This window comes from Paenibacillus xanthanilyticus (genome assembly GCF_042682185.1).
GTDB classification, from domain to species: Bacteria; Bacillota; Bacilli; order Paenibacillales; family Paenibacillaceae; genus Paenibacillus_Z; species Paenibacillus_Z xanthanilyticus.
The window spans coordinates 2,776,403-2,793,815 of record NZ_JBHUHA010000002.1 but is presented as its reverse complement, the minus strand read 5'-3'; the positions used below and the strand labels follow the sequence as shown (position 1 = coordinate 2,793,815).

Genomic DNA, 17,413 nt, shown 5'->3' with positions numbered 1-17,413 from the left:
TACGGATGCCGAATGGGAGGATGAACAGTACACTAATTAAAGCCATTGGAAATGTCGGGTTATAGATACAGAGTAAATCGAAAACACGGATGACTTAGGTTGGCAAGGAAATTGCGAGCAGCCTTGTCGATGTTATCGATAACTTTATTTCACATGGTTCGACATCGAGATGAATTCACAGGCCTTATTCAATCTTAAGTTAAGAAAATGGAGGAATTATTAATGGCAAAAGTTACGGTTGGCAAAGAGAATGGTCTTCCGGTTGAGCTTCACTACGAGGACTTCGGTTCGGGTAAACCCATTGTATTGATCCACGGTTGGCCGCTTAGCGGAAGGTCGTGGGAGAAGCAAGTGCCTGCCTTGGTGGAAGCGGGCCACCGCGTAATCACGTATGACCGCCGCGGGTTCGGACAGTCTTCCCAGCCATGGGACGGCTACGAGTATGATACGTTGGCAGCGGATCTGCATCAATTGATCCTGCATCTGGATCTTCAGGACGTGACGCTGGTCGGCTTCTCGATGGGCGGGGGAGAGGTTGCGCGGTATATTGGCACGTATGGAACGGAGCGAGTGTCGAAGGCGGTGCTTGCAGGAGCCATTCCGCCGTATCTGTACAAATCGGAGGATAACCCGGATGGTGGATTCGACGACGAAGCCATCAAAGGGTTCCAAGATGGCGTGAAGAAGGATCGCTTGGCGTTCTTGGATAATTTCGTAACCGGGTTCTTCGCTTCAGGGGATCGAACAGACTTGGTCAGCGAGGCGTTCCGTATTTACAATCGCGATATCGCGTCCGTGGCATCACCGAAAGGAACGCTGGATTGCATCTCGGCATTCAGCTATACCGATTTCCGTGGCGACCTGGAGAAGTTTACGATACCGACGCTTGTTATCCACGGCGATGCGGATGCAATCGTACCGGTTGAAATCAGCGGGCAAAAAGCGCATGAGCGCATCGCCGGCAGCCAGCTCGTCGTGATCAAAGGCGGCCCGCACGGCTTCAATGCCACGCATGCCGAGGAATTCAATGCAGCCTTGCTGCAGTTCTTGGAAGGCTAAGCTGTTTCGGATCCGCACCGATCAGCATCTTGGAATAGCGCTAGGAGAGTGAGTCTATGACTATCACAGATGTTCTCAATAAACAAATCGCTAACTGGAATATTTTATACGTCAAATTACATAATTACCACTGGTATGTCACAGGAGAGCAGTTCTTCACGTTACACACCAAATTCGAGGAACTCTACAACGAAGCAGCCGCTCACATTGATGTATTAGCCGAACGGCTGCTTGCGCTGGGAGGAAAGCCGGTTGCGACGATAACCGGTTACCTTGAACTCGCCTCTGTTCAGGATGCGAAAGGAAATCAGTCGGCAAAGGAAATGGTACAGTCTGTTTCCGATGACTTTGCTCAGGTTATCTCCGAACTGAGACAGGGGATGGAACTAGCCGCGTCCGTCCGCGATGAGGTTACAGGCGATATGCTCCTGGCCATCCACACCAGCCTGGAAACGCATGTCTGGATGCTGAATGCCTACTTAGGCAAGTAAATACGTTCCCGCATGACGAATCGTTACGAAACCTGCTTAGCAAGATCAAATAAAAATAGATAATTGGAGAAGTGGACATGAAACCATTCAAAAAAGGCACTGTGGCCGGCCTTGCGCTTGCCTTAACGATTACTGGATTGGGAATAAACGCTTATGCCTCGCAGGAAGTGCCGCAGGCGGATTCGCCGCAGGTGGTCTCACCTACGCCGAAAGTGGTGTTAGAGAAAGAAGCACAGGCCTTCGCTGATGCTACCAAGAACCCGCCGTATCTGTATCAGTTAAGTCCCGAAGAAGGTCGCAAGGCAGTGGATGCGGTGCAGTCTGGCAAAGTCACAAAGCCGGCCGCCGACATTCAGAACATCACGATCAAGGGGGGACCTAAGGGGTCCGTATCGCTGACCATCGTGCGCCCGAAAAATACGAAGAACAAGAAGCTGCCGGTCATTCTGTATACTCATGGCGCCGGCTGGGTCTTCGGCAATGCCCACACGCATGACCGCCTCATCCGTGAGCTTGCGGTAGGTTCCGATTCTGTTGTCGTATTCACGAACTACAGCCCGTCACCAGAGGCGAAATACCCGGTAGCAATCGAAGAGGTCTATACAGCACTGAAGTGGATTGAGGCACAAGGAAACAAGAATGGGATGAATCCGAAGAAAATCGTAGCAGCTGGCGACAGCGTCGGTGGTAACATGACGGCTGCGCTCACTCTGCTGACCAAAGAGCGTAAAGGACCCAAGATCTCCAAACAGCTTTTGTTCTACCCGGTAACCGATTCGGGCATTGATACCCCGTCCTACCATGAATTTGCTGAAGGATATTTCCTGCGCCGGGAGGCCATGCCTTGGTTCTGGGAACAGTATGTCAGCGACCCGAAACAGAAGACAGAAATCTACACCTCTCCGCTGCGCGCCACAAAGGAACAGCTGAAGGATCTGCCGGAAGCCTTGATCATCACCGCTGAAGCTGATATCCTGCGCGATGAAGGTGAAGCATATGGCAACAAGCTCCGCGAAGCTGACGTTCCGGTAACGACTGTGCGCTTCCAAGGGATCATCCACGATTTTGTGATGCTCAATGACCTGGCGGAGACAGAGGCGGCTCGTGGGGCGATGCTGCTGGCCAACGCCTGGATCAAACAAGAATAGATTAGGAAATACGACAACGACCTGCTCGCACTGAATGCGCGAGTCAGGTCGTTTTTTCACTTTCTTTTCACTTGCTACATGGTCGCTTTTACTTTGATTAACAATTTCATCAAAGTCTCGCTTTCTGCCTCGGTAAGACCTTGGGTAATGGTTCGTTCTACTTCCATGAAGATTTCGTTGAATTCTTCAACGAGGTCGGTTCCTTTTTGTAATAAATATATTTTTTTCTGACGCTCGTTATCTTCCGGAATCACCCGTTTAATGTATCCCTTTTTCTCCAGCCCTTGAAGCATGCTGGTGATGGTCGCTCCCTTCCGGTCGAAATGTTCGGCCAAATCCTTCTGGATCACGCCCTTATCCTGATGTTCAAAAATGTAGCCCATCATCTGCCCCTGTTGAGCATTGAGGTCCAATTCCGACAATCGGGCGTTCGCCATGCTTCTAATTTTCATGCCGATGGATCGGATCAAATCGGAATAGGGGGTATGCGAATTATGATTAGTCATCCTAGTGGCAGCTCCTTTCTAACGTAGACTTATAACGGTGAGACAAGCTTAATTATTATACTTCTAATTGTCAATCCGCATAACAATTTCATCTCAGTTAGTTTGAATATTGACAGTTAGAATTCTAACTGTTATAGTTCGATCTATAACATATCTAAAATAATTCCTTTCGGGAGGGAACGCCATGATTACAGCTATTACAAATGCGCGCATTTTTGACGGGGAGAAAGTGATCGGAGCCACAACGGTGCTAATCGAAGGCGAGAAGATTGTTTCAGTAGGCGGGGAAATACCGGAGGATGCGACGATTATCGAAGCAAATGGAGGAACACTGCTGCCGGGTCTGATTGATGCTCACGTTCACACTTCCATAGAGGGTTTACGGGATGCGCTGAAATTCGGTGTCACGACCGAGCTCGAAATGATGGGCGGGTTTACGAGAAACGGCCGCGAGACCCAACTAAAAGGGGTCGATGATATCGCCGATGTGCGTTCTGCGGGGATGGGGGTTACGCCTCCCGGCGGGCACCCGGATGAGCTTATGCCTGGAGACGGAGAAATTCCGGATTTCGTCTTAAAGGAGCTGGAGCGGATGAGCGAGGAAGACCGCAACGCCATGTTGGCCGCTCATGCACATGCTCATGGAGAGGCACCATCGGTCACGAGCCGGGAGGAAGCCCTGGCATTCGTGAGCGAACAAGTCAGGCAGGGTGCCGATTATATCAAGATCATGATCGAGGAAGGCACTGTGATGGCGGCACCCGGATTGCCTGTTCTAAGTCAGGAGATTCTGAGGGCGGCCGTCGAGGAAGCACATCGACATGGCAAGATTGCGATTGCGCATGTATTGACGGCCGAATCCGCCCAGCAAGCGATTGAAGTTGGGGTCGAAGGGCTCGCGCATTTATTCATCGATCGCCCGGATACCACTTCGGAGCTGGTGAGCATGATTGCGGATGCCAACGCTTTTGTCACGCCATGTCTTGTCCTAAATTCCTCGATTATCGGAAATCCGGCTTCGAGGCTAGCCCAAGATCCGCGCGTGAGCGCCAAGCTGAGTCCAGAATGGATCGATACCTTAAATGCAAGCTTCCATACCTATCCGCAAGGGAGTATGGAGGACAATTATCGGAATGTGATGGACCTTCACCGCGCCGGAGTCGATATATTGGTCGGAACGGATGTGTCCGTGCCGGTGCCCACCCTTGGCGGGCTTGCCCATGGCGCTAGCGTGCATCACGAGATGCAGTTATTAGTCGAAGCGGGATTCACGCCAGTAGAAGCTCTTCAGTCAGCGACTTCAAAGACGGCTCGCCGCTTTGGCTTGGATGATCGGGGATGGATCGTGGAAGGGGCAAGAGCGGACTTGGTGTTGGTTGAGGGCGACCCGACAACCCATATCTCGGATACGTTATCGATCCTTGAAGTTTGGCAGCGCGGTGAAAGGAAACTTAAGAGCGGCGATCATGTTCGCACAATCCCCGAGCACACGAGCTGATTCATGGTCTTTAAAGATGGGAACGCAGCTATGGCCCAAATCGGAGTTATTCTGGATGCGTCCCCTGAGTAGAAAGGACGTCGTAGCCGACAGACGGTATTTCGTGCTTGATGAACGCTTACGTGAAGCCGTTCTTCCGTTGTTGACCGCACAGAAAATCTTCACCACCATGGTGGGGATTTTTTCTATTTTGAGCCGACATTCAATTGAATCATTCTTGAGCGGATGGATCAAGAAGATCTCAAGGTCCTCTTCTTTGTTGAGATGAATCATTTCGGTAATACTACGTGCAGCAGGTTCGGTGTTAAGGCAGATGATGACTATAAATGGGGGACAGCATATGGAATCCAACACAAAGAGTACGAAAAAATTAACGTTGTTGTCCTTGGTATTAATGATTTTTACTTCGGTTTATGGCTTCAATAACATCCCCAGGTCATTTTATAAAATGGGTTATGCTGCGATCCCGTGGTTCATGCTTGCTGCCATCACCTTCTTTGTTCCATTTGCATTAATGGTCGCGGAGTTCGGATCCGCCTTCAAAGCAGAAAAGGGTGGCATCTATTCCTGGATGGAAAAATCCATTGGTCCGAGATTTGCCTTTCTCGGAACGTTCATGTGGTATTTTTCTTATATAACTTGGATGGTTAACGTCGCATCGGGTATGTGGGTTCCGGTATCGAACGCGATATTCGGGGAAGATACGACGCAAAGCTGGGCGTTTTTTAACCTTCAAGGACCGCAGGCGCTCGGAATTTTGGGCATGTTATGGATTGTTATCGTTACCTATACGTCGACCAAAGGACTGGATAAAATCAAGAAGGTTACCTCTATAGGGGGTACTGCAGTCTTGTTATTGAACGTACTGCTTTGGGCGGGTGCAATAGCTGTACTGATCGGCAATCAGGGAAAATTCGCGCAGCCGATTGCAGGATGGCAGGCATTCGCTCAAACACCAAATCCGATCTATGCAGGCGATCTCATTGCCGCATTAGCTTTTGTGGTCTATGCGCTATTCGCTTATGGCGGACTTGAAGCCGTGGGCGGGTTAGTAGATGAAACCGAACGGCCGGAAAAAACCTTCCCGAAAGGCATTCTTATTTCTGCAACGATCATCTCGGTGGGCTATTCATTCGGAATCCTACTCATTGGGATATTCACGAACTGGTCCACGGTAATGGGGATGCAGAACGTGAACCTGGGGAACGCAAGTTATATTGTGATGGCCAACTTAGGATCTTCACTTGGTTCAGCTTTCGGCGCGAGTCAGGCGACAACAACGGCTCTTGGCCTAGGCGTCGCAAGATTCGTCGGACTTTCCATGTTTCTGGCAACGTCGGGTGCATTCTTTACGTTGATGTATTCACCGCTGAAGCAGCTGATTGAAGGTACGCCTGCAGGATTATGGCCTGGTAAAATTGGCGTAACAAAGAATGGCTTACCCGTCCATGCCATGTGGATTCAAGCGGCTATTGTTTGCGTCATGATCGCACTGATCGCTTTCGGTGGAAGCACCATGGCGGCATTCTTCAACATTCTTGTCTCGATGACGAATGTAGCGATGACGCTCCCTTATGTATTCATCGCGCTTGCCTTCCCGCATTTTAAGAGGAAAGCTGCCATTCACAAGCCGTTTATCATTTTCAAAACGCAGGGCAGCGCCAATCTGTGGTCATGGATCGTAGTCCTAACCGTGGGACTTGCCAATTTCTTCTGCATAATTCAGCCAGCATTAGAAGGCGATGTGCAAACGACTGTCTGGAGTGTGGCGGGACCTGTTATTTTCTCGATTATTGCCTTGCTCATGTATGGCAAATACGAGAGAGGACTGCAAAAAGAATTGGCAATGGAAAAGCAAACAAGGTAGTACATGCCGTTCATTTCATCGTTATTTAACCTCGATTATGGGGTCCCATATTGCTGGTTTGGAGTGAAGAGGATTGGGATTTATACGAAGAGGAAAGGGCAAGCTCAGGCTGTCGTATCTGCCATCGAACTCGATCTATTTCGGTGTTTTATTAACGCTGATCGGCGGTTTTTTGGATGCGTATGCTTTTGTCACCCGCGGCGGCGTCTTCGCGAATGTGCAGACGGGCAACTTTGTTTTATTCGGCGTGGATCTGATTGAAGGCAAGGGATATGAAGCTTTTCGTCATATTCCACCGATTTTGGCCTTCGTGCTCGGCGTGTTGACCGCTGAAATGTTGAAGCATCAGAAAGAACTGCGGGTCATTGGCCTATCGGGCAGAATCATTATCTTGGCAGAAATGCTGCTGTTTACCCTCATTGGCCTGATTCCTTCGGACGTTTCGGATGTCGCCATTGCCGTTACGGTCATCCTTTCCTTCGCGGCCTCCCTCCAATACTCGTACTTTCGCAGAATTTCGAACTTCGTGTACAGCAACACGATGATCACCGGCGATTTATTCACGGCTACGAAGTCCATTTATCATTCCGTCAAAAAGCAGGATAAAGAAGCAACCGCGCAGTTCAAACACTTCATGATTATTATTGCTGCCTTTGTCGCAGGCGTTCTAATCGGTGCGTATTTGATTCAACTATTCGGCAGCCGGGCGATTTGGTTCGTGTCGATTCTTCTATTGATGATGGCCGTCGTGTACAGGTCAAGCTCGCAGGTCTAGATGGGGTCATCAGAAGGAGTCACTTCGTCTATATGAAGAGCCGTTCCGCATAGAAGGGGGTTCCCGCGGGAATCATTGTAAAATCAAGCAATGGTTTAATATTGTGCCGGCAGACGGTCTGTGTCACAATTACATTGTGAAAGTTTTCACGAAGCATATGACAAATATTCAGATCACAGGACTGTTTCAACCAAGAGGAGGAACCCTAGTGTTCAAAAAATTATTCGGCGTCTTGCAGAAGGTAGGCAAATCACTCATGCTGCCGGTTGCCATCCTGCCCGCGGCGGGAATGCTATTGGCGATCGGTGCCGCTTTACACAATCCTACTTTGTTAGACCTCGCCCCGTTTCTGGAAGGTGCCGGGGTGCAAAAGGTAGCTTCTATTATGGAAGCCGCCGGCGGCATTGTTTTCGGCAACTTAGCGCTATTGTTTGCGGTGGGCGTAGCGATTGGTCTCGCGAAGGACGGAGTAGCCGGACTCGCGGCTATCCTTGGTTATTTGATCATGAACGTCACCATGGGTACAACGCTCGGCCTAACCGCTGAATCAATTCAGGGCAGTATGAAGTATGCAAGCGTTCTCGGGATCCCAACGATGCAAACAGGCGTATTCGGCGGTATTATCGTAGGCATACTGGCAGCCTCGATGTACAACAAGTTTCACAATATTAATATGCCTTCGTTCTTGGGTTTCTTTGCCGGAAAGCGCTTTGTTCCCATTATCACGGCAGGTTCGGCAGTCATATTAGGATTGATCATGATCCCTGTATGGAGCCCCATTCAAAGCGGCTTGAATGCGTTCTCTGAAAACATGCTGCACTCGAACTTAACATTGTCCGCCTTAATCTTTGGCATCATTGAGCGGGCGCTAATCCCTTTCGGTCTGCACCATATCTGGTATTCGCCATTCTGGTTTGAGTTTGGAAGCTACACGAACCTAGCTGGCGATATTGTCAAAGGCGACCAAGCGATCTTTATGAATCAAATTAAAGACGGGGTTCAGAACTTGACGGCGGGCACGTTCATGACTGGTAAATTCCCGTTCATGATGTTTGGTCTGCCAGCGGCCGCTCTGGCCATGTATCACACGGCGAAGGATAAAAACAAAAAGGTGGTTGCAGGTTTATTGGCCTCCGCCGCGTTGACTTCATTCTTGACGGGGATCACGGAGCCCATCGAATTTGCCTTCCTATTCGTAGCACCCGTATTGTTCGGCATCCACTGTATCTTTGCCGGGTTGTCGTTCATGGTTATGCACCTGCTGGATGTTCATATCGGCATGACGTTCTCGGGCGGTTTGATCGACTATACGCTGTTCGGCCTGCTCAACCCTCAAACCCATGCATGGATCGTAATCCCGGTCGGTTTAGCCTTTTCCGTCATTTATTACTTCGGCTTCCGATTTGCGATCACCAAATGGAATTTGATGACGCCAGGACGCGAGGCGGACGAAGTGAAAACGGAATCAGCCGTCGCGGATGAGCTGCCAATGAACATTCTGCAGGCCTTAGGCGGGAAGGCAAACATCAAAGATCTCGATGCGTGCATCACGCGCCTCCGCGTTCAAGTCGTAGATATTAAGGCCGTAGATAAGAACCGCTTGAAACAACTCGGCGCTGCCGGCGTTCTGGAAGTAGGCGAGAGCGTCCAAGCGATCTTCGGAACCAAGTCGGATACGTTAAAGTCCCAAATTCACGATATCATGTCCAAATAAGCCTGGAGACGATAGACAGCTCTTCCTTTGGGGAGGGCTGTCTTTTTTTGCATATGATCCGGTATGCACCTTGATCTCGGATGGATAGGTACCCACTAACCTCCACTCCCGGGGGGACGCCATCGCTTCATTAAACCGAAGCAATGGGAACGATATATAAGGTCAATCGATCGCATGACACAAACCAATCGAAAGGACTGGGAACAATGGTTATGAGATGGTTCAGGGAAAACATTTGGGCGGCTGTTGCGGTCACTTTGCTGCGATTATATCTCGGTTGGCAATGGCTGCATCACGGCTGGGAGAAAGTGAAAGACGGGTTTGATGCATCCGGGTTCTTGAAAGGCGCCGTCGCCAAACCGGTATCGAATTATGCGACGCAAGAAGTGATTTATCCGAACTACACGTACTTTATCGAACACTTCGCCTTGCCTAATGTAAAACTGATCAACTTCCTTATTCCATGGGGTGAATTTCTCATCGGCCTTGGTCTTATTGTCGGGGCGTTCACGCTAGTCGCGGCCTTCTTCGCGATGATGCTCAACTTCTTGTTCCTCTTCGCCGGCACGGTAAGCTCCAACCCTTGGCTGCTGCTCCTTGCTTTCGTGATCTTTACGGCCGGCGCCAATGCCGGACGCTTCGGCGTCGATCATTATTTGCAGCCGCTTCTGAATAGAAGCCGAACGAAGCGAACTAGCCGAGAAAACTAAACGGCATTACCGGTATTTTCAACGTCAATCGCCCCTTGAGCCGGAATCGAAATGAAGATGGAGAGAAAAGCTATATCTGGCTTAACGAATGATAGGATTCTCGGAAGGGAGTACAATAATGGCCGTCAAAGAAAAAGAAGCAACAGAAGCAAAGATCGAAAAGGACGCCGCTTCGCAAGCACAAGACGAGGTCAACAAGTTAGTGGTTCAAGCAAGACGTGCCTATATCGAATACATGCTGCTTGATCAGTCCAAAATTGACGAAATCGTGCAAAAAATGGCTATGGCGGGCTTGGAACGCCATATGGAGCTTGCTAAGCTCGCCGTTGAAGAGACCGGACGCGGCGTGTACGAGGACAAAATCACGAAAAACATTTTCGCGACGGAATATATCTACCACAGCATCAAGAACGAGAAAACCGTCGGCGTCATCGAACAAAATCAATATGAGTCGTATCAGAAAATCGCCGAGCCGGTCGGGGTCATTGCGGGCATCACGCCAGTCACGAACCCTACCTCCACGACGATGTTCAAAACGCAGATCGCCGCGAAAACGCGCAATCCGATCATCTTCGCGTTTCATCCGTCGGCCCAGCGCTCAAGCGTAGAGGCGGCAAAAACGCTGCGAGATGCGGCGGTGAAAGCCGGGGCGCCGGAGTTTTGCGTGCAGTGGATCGAAAATCCTTCCGTGGAAGCCACGAAGCTGCTCATGAACCATCCGGATGTCGCGTTAGTGCTGGCAACCGGCGGGTCGGCGATGGTGAAATCGGCGTACAGTACCGGCAAACCGGCGCTTGGCGTAGGCCCGGGCAACGTTCCTTGCTTCATCGAACGGACCGCCCGCTTAGAGCAGGCGGTAACGGATCTGATCTTGTCCAAAACCTTCGATAACGGCATGATCTGCGCATCTGAGCAAGCCGTCATTATCGATGAACCCGTGTACGAAGCAACGAAAAAGCTGATGACCAGCCATGGCTGTTATTTCCTGAACAAGGAAGAGACGCAGGCGGTATCCAAGCTCGTTATTAATACCGATAAGTGCGCGGTGAATGCGGTCATCGTCGGTCAGCCGGCAACCAAAATCGCGGACATGGCCGGCGTTAAAGTACCGGCGAACACGAAGGTGCTCGTCGCGGAGCTGGAGGGCGTAGGCGAGGAATACCCCTTATCCGCCGAGAAGCTGAGTCCGGTGCTGGCGTGCTATAAAGTGAAAAGCGCCCAGGAAGGCATCGATCTTGCCGCAAGAATTGTCGCATTCGGCGGGATGGGTCATTCCTCGGTCATCCACTCGCATGACCAAGCGGTTATTAACGCATTCTCCGAACGGCTGCAGACGGGCCGGATTATCGTCAATTCCCCATCCACGCACGGCGCGATCGGCGATATCTATAATACGAACTTGCCGTCGTTGACGCTTGGCTGCGGATCGTACGGAAGCAACTCCACGACGTCGAACGTGACCGCGGTCAACCTGATCAACGTGAAGCGGGTGGCGTACAGAACGACGAATATGCAGTGGTTCAAGGTGCCGCCAAAAGTGTATTTCGAGAAAGGTTCGACCCAATACCTCGAGAAAATGCCGGATATCTCGCGCGTCATGATCGTAACGGATGAGGCGATGGTGAAGCTGGGCTATACGGAAAAAGTCGAATATTATTTGCGCAAACGGAAAACGCCAGTATCGATCGAAATCTTCGACGGGGTAGAGCCCGACCCTTCGACGGACACGGTGGAACGGGGCGCCAAAATGATGGCGCAATTCAAGCCGGACTGCATCATTGCGCTCGGCGGCGGATCGCCGATGGATGCGGCCAAAGCGATGTGGTTGTTCTACGAATATCCGGATACCGACTTCGAATCGCTGAAGATGAAATTCCTGGATATCCGCAAACGGATCTACAAATACCCGCGGCTCGGCAACAAAGCGAAGTTCGTCGCGATTCCGACGACCTCGGGAACGGGCTCCGAAGTCACGTCCTTCGCCGTTATTACCGACAAGAACAAGGGCAATACCAAATATCCGTTGGCGGATTACGAATTGACGCCGGACGTAGCCATTGTCGACCCTGAATATGTGTACACCTTGCCGAAGACGGCGGTCGCCGACACCGGGATGGACGTGCTGACCCACGCGATCGAAGCGTATGTGTCTATTATGGCGAACGATTATACGGATGGACTTGCCTTGAAGGCGATCCAGCTCGTGTTCGAGCACCTGGAGGATTCGTATCACAAGGGCGATGAGGTCGCGAGGGAAAAAATGCATAACGCTTCGACCATCGCGGGTATGGCTTTCGCCAATGCGTTCCTCGGCATCAATCACAGCTTGGCGCACAAATGGGGCGGACAATACCATACGGCACATGGGCGGACCAACGCGATTCTCATGCCGCATGTCATCCGGTATAACGGACAGAAGCCTTCGAAATTCGCTTCTTTCCCGAAATACGGCCACTTCATTGCGGACAAGCGGTATGCCGAAATCGCCCGTCTGCTCGGCTTGAAGGCAGGGACGACGGAAGAGGGCGTCAATAGCTTGATCGGGGCTATTCGCAAGCTTAATCAGTCGCTGGGCATTCCGGAATCGTTCCAGTCGCTTGGCTTCGACGCGAAGGACTTCGAGTCCAGAGTGGATTACTTGGCGGATCGCGCGTTCGAGGATCAATGTACGACTGCGAATCCTCGCATGCCGCTCGTGTCCGAGCTGGCTGATATTTATCGCAACGCCTTCTACGGCAAGTTCTAGCATGAACATGACGAGAAGCAGCTAAACATAAAAGGCACCCGTGGCGGGTGCCTTTTATGTTTGCCCAGTCATAATCGCATCGCTCTAGGCCTGACCTGCAGACTTTTCTTTCGCGATGTACCAGAATCCAACGCCGACGATTACGGCTCCTCCCAAAATATTGCCGAGCGAGACCGGAATTAAGTTGTGTACCATTCCGGCAAGCGATACCGTATCGGGGTGGGGAATGAGTAATGAGATGGATAGCAGCGTCATATTCGCGACGGAGTGCTCGTAGCCGGAGGTAATAAAAGCGAATAAGCACCAAAAGATCATGATGAGCTTTGCCGTTTCGTCCTTCAACTTAATGGAGCACCAGATCGCCAAACAAACCAGCGTGTTACAAAGAATGCCGCGCATGAACAGTTCGAAGTAAGGCGCGTTCATTTTGGCGCTCGATACCGAGTTGATGAAGTCGGCCACGCTGCCTTGGGGTAGTCCTGTGCCGACATAGATCGCGGCGATCAGGATCGAGCCTACAAAGTTGCCGACGAAGCTCAGCCCCCACAGCTGCAGGGTGGTGGACCATGTCGTTCTTTTCTCCAGGGTGCTGACGGTCAGAATGAAATTGCATCCGGTAAATAGCTCGCCGCCTGCCATAAGGACAAGGCTCAAGGCAATTCCGAAGGATACGCCCATGATGATTTTCGTGCTCGGCGCATGCTGCAGCACTCCGCCGATCGTGAAAATGAGGATGATCCCGAATCCGACGAATATACCCGCCATCATCGCCGACGTGAAGTATTTGCTAATACCTCTTTTCATGAGTGCGACTTTAGCTTCACCGGACGTATTTAATTTTTCGATTAGTTCCCTCACCTATCCGACCTCCAGTGTTGGCTATTGCTTGCGATTTTGACTCCCTCCTATTCTGCTCAGGCATACACCTTTTCATTTATTGTCGAGTCGCGCAGGGGGCTTCCCCGTGCATAAATCAACAAGGCCCAAACCAAACTAAGGACAAAAAGGATAAGGATGAAGGGACTAGGATGGAAAGAACATTTTTGATGATCAAACCCGACGGCGTTCAGCGGGGATTAATCGGGAAAGTCATTCAACGCTTCGAGGAGAAGGGACTGCAGCTGGTCGCGGCGAAACTGGTCCAAATTACGATGGCGCAGGCGGCGGCTCATTATGAGGAGCATCGGGACAAGCCCTTTTTCGGGGAATTGCTCGAATACATCACCTCGGGACCTTCATTCGCGATGATATGGGCAGGGGAAGAGATTATACAAGTCACGCGTGCCATCAATGGCAAGACCAATCCGGTCGAAGCGGCGCCAGGAACGATCCGGGGGGATTATGCGCTCCGTAAAGGCGTGAATGTCATCCACGGTTCGGATTGTCTGGAGAGCGCAGAGAAAGAAATTGCCAACTTCTTCACCCATGAGGAGCTTGCCTGCTTCTTATATCCAGCAGATCCGAAAGAAGGCATGACCACAACGCCGAGCTTCTGAAGCCCCAACGTCCGATGGAGATCGAAGCCCTTGTTCAATGCGTCTTATCGTCATCCTCGAATCAAAGCGGCAGCGGCGCAGAATCTGTGCCGCTATTTTGCATTTTTATATACCATTTGCAAGTGCGTATTTCTGCAGGAGGGCGCTTACTTTCGCATGCGGATTGCATCAAAACGTCGGTACGGAGAAACGCTATTCTAGCCGGCGTTATCCGATTTAAGGGTGGAACTCATGCACTTTTAGAGCAAAGTTGGTTATCCTGATTTCTATTTTGGGGAGGGTTTTGACCTTGGCGATCGTGGAAATGGAAGGGATCAGGGAGACGCGTTCCGTTACGCAGGACGGATGGCGAGGTTTCCGAACAGGCCGATGGCAGCGCCATATTGACGTGAATGAATTTATTGGGCTGAATATCACCCCTTACGAGGGCGAAGCCCATTTTCTTGCGAAGCCCACGTCGGCGACGACGCAATTATGGAATCGCGTCCTGGAGTTGATGAAGAAGGAACGGGAAAAAGGCGGCGTGCTCGATGTCGATACGGACACGGTGTCGACGATCGTCTCGCACAAGCCCGGCTATATCATCAAGGAACTGGAACAAATCGTGGGTCTGCAAACGGATGAACCGCTGAAGCGCTCCGTTCAGCCGCTTGGCGGCATCAAGATGGTCATTGACGCATGCGAAGCCTACGACTACGAGTTGTCTAAGGAAATCGAGCGGGACTACACCGAGACGCGCAAGACGCATAATCAGGGCGTATTCGATGCCTATACCTCGGAGATGCGATTGGTGCGTAAAGCCGGCATCATTACGGGGCTGCCGGATGCTTACGGACGGGGGCGCATTATCGGCGATTATCGCCGCGTGGCGCTTTATGGGGTAGATCGTCTGGTTGAATTCAAGAAGCAGGATTTGAAGCAGCTTGAGGATTACCCGATGTCGGAATCCGTCATTCGGGCGCGCGAGGAATTGACGGAGCAGATTCGCAGTCTGGACGAGCTCAAAACGATGGCCAAGTCCTATGGATTTGATCTCTCGGGTCCGGCGACAACGGCGAAAGAAGCGGTGCAGTGGTTGTATTTTGCCTATTTGGCGGCCATTAAAGAACAGAACGGGGCCGCGATGAGCTTCGGACGCGTATCCAGCTTCCTCGATATTTATATTGAGCGCGACCTGAAGGAAGGCACGTTGACGGAAGAACAAGCCCAGGAGCTCATGGATCATTTGGTCATGAAGCTGCGCCTGGTAAAGTTCCTGCGCACGCCGGACTATAACGAGCTGTTCAGCGGCGATCCGACCTGGGTTACCGAATCCATTGGCGGCATGGGCATCGATGGCAGGACGCGGGTGACCAAAAGTTCGTTCCGGGTGCTGCATACGCTATACAACCTCGGTCCTGCGCCAGAGCCGAATTTGACCGTGCTGTGGTCGACGAAACTTCCGGAAGCATTTAAAAACTTCTGCGCGAAGGTCTCGATCGATACCAGCTCGATTCAATATGAGAATGACGATATGATGCGGCCGCTTTACGGAGACGACTACGGCATTGCTTGCTGCGTCTCGGCGATGCGGATCGGCAAGCAAATGCAGTTCTTCGGCGCGCGGGCGAACTTGGCCAAGGCGCTGCTGTACGCGATCAACGGAGGCGTAGACGAGAAGCTGGACATTCAAGTCGGACCGGACTTCGGGCCGTTGACCGGCGACGTTCTCGACTACGACCAAGTGATGAAGCGTTTCGATCATACGCTGGAGTGGCTGGCCAAGCTCTATATGAACACGTTGAATGTCATTCACTACATGCACGACAAGTATTGCTACGAGCGGATCGAGATGGCGCTGCATGATACGGATATCGTGCGGACGATGGCTTGCGGCATCGCCGGCCTATCCGTGGTCGCCGATTCGCTTAGCGCGATCAAGCATGCCAAGGTGAGACCGATTCGCAACGAGAAGGGGATTGCCATCGACTTCGAGATCGAGGGCGATTACCCGCAATACGGCAACAATGATGCGCAGGTGGACGATATCGCCATCGAGCTGACCGAATCGTTCATGAGTAAGCTGAAGAAGCATCCTGCGTATCGCGATGCGGTGCATACGATGTCGATTCTGACGATTACCTCCAATGTCGTGTATGGCAAAAAGACCGGCGCGACGCCGGATGGGCGCAAGGCGGGAGAGCCGTTCGCGCCGGGAGCGAACCCGATGCACGGAAGAGACAAAAAAGGCGCGCTGGCCTCGCTGAACTCCGTGGCCAAGCTCCCATATATGAGTGCGCTGGATGGCATCTCCAACACCTTCTCCGTTGTGCCGGGAGCGCTGGGCAAAGAAGAGCCGACGCAAATCTCCAACTTGGTGTCGATGCTGGATGGCTATTCCACTAAAGGCGGGCACCATCTCAACATCAACGTGTTTAATCGCGAGCAGCTGATCGACGCGATGGAGCATCCGGAGAATTATCCGCAGCTGACGATCCGCGTATCCGGTTATGCCGTCAACTTCATTAAGCTTACGCGCGAACAGCAGCTGGACGTTATTAACCGGACGTTCCACGGCACGATGTAAAGTAAACTGGCGAATCTTTCGGAAAGGAGAGATATCCTCATGCATACCGGAAGAATCCATTCGCTCGAGACGTTCGGGACGGTGGATGGCCCTGGCATTCGGTTCGTCCTCTTCGTGCAAGGCTGCGCGCTCAAGTGCAAGTACTGCCACAACCCGGATACTTGGTCGCACACCACAGGCAAGGAACGAACGTTGGACGAGATCTTGAGCGAAATCGAGCCGTACGTGGAATATTATCAATCATCCGGCGGGGGCATAACGGTAAGCGGCGGGGAGCCGACCTTGCAGGCTCCGTTCGTGACCGAGCTATTTAAAGCCTGCAAGGAGCGGTGGGGCTTGCATACCGCGCTCGACTCGTCCGGCTTTTGCGACGTCGACAACGTCGCGCCGCTGCTCGACGTCACGGATTTGGTGCTGCTTGATCTGAAAATGATGGACCCTGATGGACACTTGGATTTGACCAGCCAATCCAATGAACGGATATTAGTCTTCGCGAGGCATCTCTCGAAGACCGGCAGGAAAATGTGGATTCGACGCGTCTTGGTGCCCGGTTGGACGGATGATCCGGATGAGCTGCGTAATCTGGGCCGGTTCATTGGCGAATTGTCGGGGGTCGACAAGTTCGAGATCCTGCCCTATCACAACATGGGCGAATACAAGTGGAGGGCGATGAAGCTGCCCTATCCGCTGGAGAATGTCCGGGAACCATCCGCGGAGGAAGTCGAGCAAGCCTACGAGCTCGTGCGAGAAGGCATGAACGAGGCGGCTCTGGTTACGAAGTGAAGAGACAGGACGATACGCGGAAGGCACAAAAGGGCACCCATAAGGGTGCCTTTT

Annotated in this window: 13 protein-coding genes and 1 pseudogene; 12 read left to right on the top strand and 2 right to left on the bottom strand. The window is 51.7% G+C overall.

The genetic code is table 11. From position 1 onward, the window contains the following. Nucleotides 1–222 precede the first annotated feature (222 nt). The 3 genes from ACFSKT_RS29710 (at nt 223) to ACFSKT_RS29700 (ending at nt 2,698) form a co-directional block, all read left to right on the top strand. Nucleotides 223–1,059, top strand: coding sequence for an alpha/beta fold hydrolase (locus ACFSKT_RS29710; protein ID WP_377719366.1), 837 nt, complete (start codon nt 223–225; stop codon nt 1,057–1,059). A 56-nt stretch (nt 1,060–1,115) separates the two neighbouring features. Continuing rightward, nucleotides 1,116–1,550, top strand: coding sequence for a Dps family protein (locus ACFSKT_RS29705; RefSeq protein WP_377719365.1), 435 nt, complete (start codon nt 1,116–1,118; stop codon nt 1,548–1,550). A gap of 77 nt (nt 1,551–1,627) precedes the next feature. Continuing rightward, nucleotides 1,628–2,698: an alpha/beta hydrolase gene (locus ACFSKT_RS29700; RefSeq protein WP_377719364.1), complete on the top strand. Its 1,071-nt coding sequence runs from the start codon at nt 1,628–1,630 to the stop codon at nt 2,696–2,698. A 74-nt stretch (nt 2,699–2,772) separates the two neighbouring features. Here ACFSKT_RS29700 and ACFSKT_RS29695 read toward each other — a convergent pair whose 3' ends face one another. Continuing rightward, the gene (locus ACFSKT_RS29695) at nt 2,773–3,204 is read right to left on the bottom strand and encodes a MarR family winged helix-turn-helix transcriptional regulator (RefSeq protein ID WP_377719363.1); all 432 of its coding nucleotides are present in this window, start codon (nt 3,202–3,204) and stop codon (nt 2,773–2,775) included. 184 nt (nt 3,205–3,388) lie between these two features. On the opposite strand from ACFSKT_RS29695, the gene ACFSKT_RS29690 reads away from it, so the two are divergent. The 6 genes and pseudogenes from ACFSKT_RS29690 (at nt 3,389) to adhE (ending at nt 12,514) form a co-directional block, all read left to right on the top strand. Next, nucleotides 3,389–4,702: an amidohydrolase family protein gene (locus tag ACFSKT_RS29690; RefSeq protein ID WP_377719362.1), complete on the top strand. Its 1,314-nt coding sequence runs from the start codon at nt 3,389–3,391 to the stop codon at nt 4,700–4,702. Nucleotides 4,703–5,042: 340 nt separating this feature from the next. Beyond that, nucleotides 5,043–6,569 carry a glutamate/gamma-aminobutyrate family transporter YjeM gene (gene yjeM / locus ACFSKT_RS29685; RefSeq protein ID WP_377719361.1) on the top strand — a complete coding sequence of 509 codons (1,527 nt, stop codon included), beginning with the start codon at nt 5,043–5,045 and terminating at the stop codon, nt 6,567–6,569. 73 nt (nt 6,570–6,642) lie between these two features. Further along, entirely contained in the window at nt 6,643–7,344 is a 702-nt protein-coding gene (locus ACFSKT_RS29680) for a YoaK family protein (RefSeq protein ID WP_377719360.1), read from the top strand. Nucleotides 7,345–7,552: 208 nt separating this feature from the next. Further along, nucleotides 7,553–9,049 (top strand): annotated as a pseudogene (gene ptsG / locus ACFSKT_RS29675) (glucose-specific PTS transporter subunit IIBC); the annotation flags it as partial. 215 nt (nt 9,050–9,264) lie between these two features. Next, entirely contained in the window at nt 9,265–9,768 is a 504-nt protein-coding gene (locus ACFSKT_RS29670) for a DoxX family protein (RefSeq protein ID WP_377719359.1), read from the top strand. Nucleotides 9,769–9,886: 118 nt separating this feature from the next. Beyond that, nucleotides 9,887–12,514, top strand: a complete 2,628-nt coding sequence (gene adhE / locus ACFSKT_RS29665; RefSeq protein WP_377719358.1) for a bifunctional acetaldehyde-CoA/alcohol dehydrogenase — start codon at nt 9,887–9,889, stop codon at nt 12,512–12,514. An 84-nt stretch (nt 12,515–12,598) separates the two neighbouring features. Here the strand turns inward: adhE and ACFSKT_RS29660 are convergent, their stop codons facing one another. Then, nucleotides 12,599–13,372, bottom strand: a complete 774-nt coding sequence (locus ACFSKT_RS29660; RefSeq protein WP_377719357.1) for a formate/nitrite transporter family protein — start codon at nt 13,370–13,372, stop codon at nt 12,599–12,601. 170 nt (nt 13,373–13,542) lie between these two features. On the opposite strand from ACFSKT_RS29660, the gene ndk reads away from it, so the two are divergent. The 3 genes from ndk to pflA all read left to right on the top strand — a co-directional run bounded on the left by ndk (nt 13,543) and on the right by pflA (nt 17,359). Beyond that, a complete protein-coding gene (ndk, locus tag ACFSKT_RS29655) occupies nt 13,543–14,010 on the top strand; it encodes a nucleoside-diphosphate kinase (protein WP_377719356.1) in 468 nt (155 codons plus the stop codon). A gap of 304 nt (nt 14,011–14,314) precedes the next feature. Further along, nucleotides 14,315–16,576 carry a formate C-acetyltransferase gene (gene pflB, locus ACFSKT_RS29650; protein WP_377719424.1) on the top strand — a complete coding sequence of 754 codons (2,262 nt, stop codon included), beginning with the start codon at nt 14,315–14,317 and terminating at the stop codon, nt 16,574–16,576. 39 nt (nt 16,577–16,615) lie between these two features. After that, nucleotides 16,616–17,359: a pyruvate formate-lyase-activating protein gene (gene pflA / locus ACFSKT_RS29645; protein ID WP_377719355.1), complete on the top strand. Its 744-nt coding sequence runs from the start codon at nt 16,616–16,618 to the stop codon at nt 17,357–17,359. The last annotated feature ends 54 nt before the right edge of the window (nt 17,360–17,413 follow it).

Coding starts and splice junctions, on each gene's coding strand:
- ACFSKT_RS29710 (WP_377719366.1), top strand. CDS start 223: ATGGCAAAAGTTACGGTTGGCAAAGAGAATGGTCTTCCGGTTGAGCTT.
- ACFSKT_RS29705 (WP_377719365.1), top strand. CDS start 1,116: ATGACTATCACAGATGTTCTCAATAAACAAATCGCTAACTGGAATATT.
- ACFSKT_RS29700 (WP_377719364.1), top strand. CDS start 1,628: ATGAAACCATTCAAAAAAGGCACTGTGGCCGGCCTTGCGCTTGCCTTA.
- ACFSKT_RS29695 (WP_377719363.1), bottom strand. CDS start 3,204: ATGACTAATCATAATTCGCATACCCCCTATTCCGATTTGATCCGATCC.
- ACFSKT_RS29690 (WP_377719362.1), top strand. CDS start 3,389: ATGATTACAGCTATTACAAATGCGCGCATTTTTGACGGGGAGAAAGTG.
- yjeM (WP_377719361.1), top strand. CDS start 5,043: ATGGAATCCAACACAAAGAGTACGAAAAAATTAACGTTGTTGTCCTTG.
- ACFSKT_RS29670 (WP_377719359.1), top strand. CDS start 9,265: ATGGTTATGAGATGGTTCAGGGAAAACATTTGGGCGGCTGTTGCGGTC.
- adhE (WP_377719358.1), top strand. CDS start 9,887: ATGGCCGTCAAAGAAAAAGAAGCAACAGAAGCAAAGATCGAAAAGGAC.
- ndk (WP_377719356.1), top strand. CDS start 13,543: ATGGAAAGAACATTTTTGATGATCAAACCCGACGGCGTTCAGCGGGGA.
- pflB (WP_377719424.1), top strand. CDS start 14,315: ATGGAAGGGATCAGGGAGACGCGTTCCGTTACGCAGGACGGATGGCGA.
- pflA (WP_377719355.1), top strand. CDS start 16,616: ATGCATACCGGAAGAATCCATTCGCTCGAGACGTTCGGGACGGTGGAT.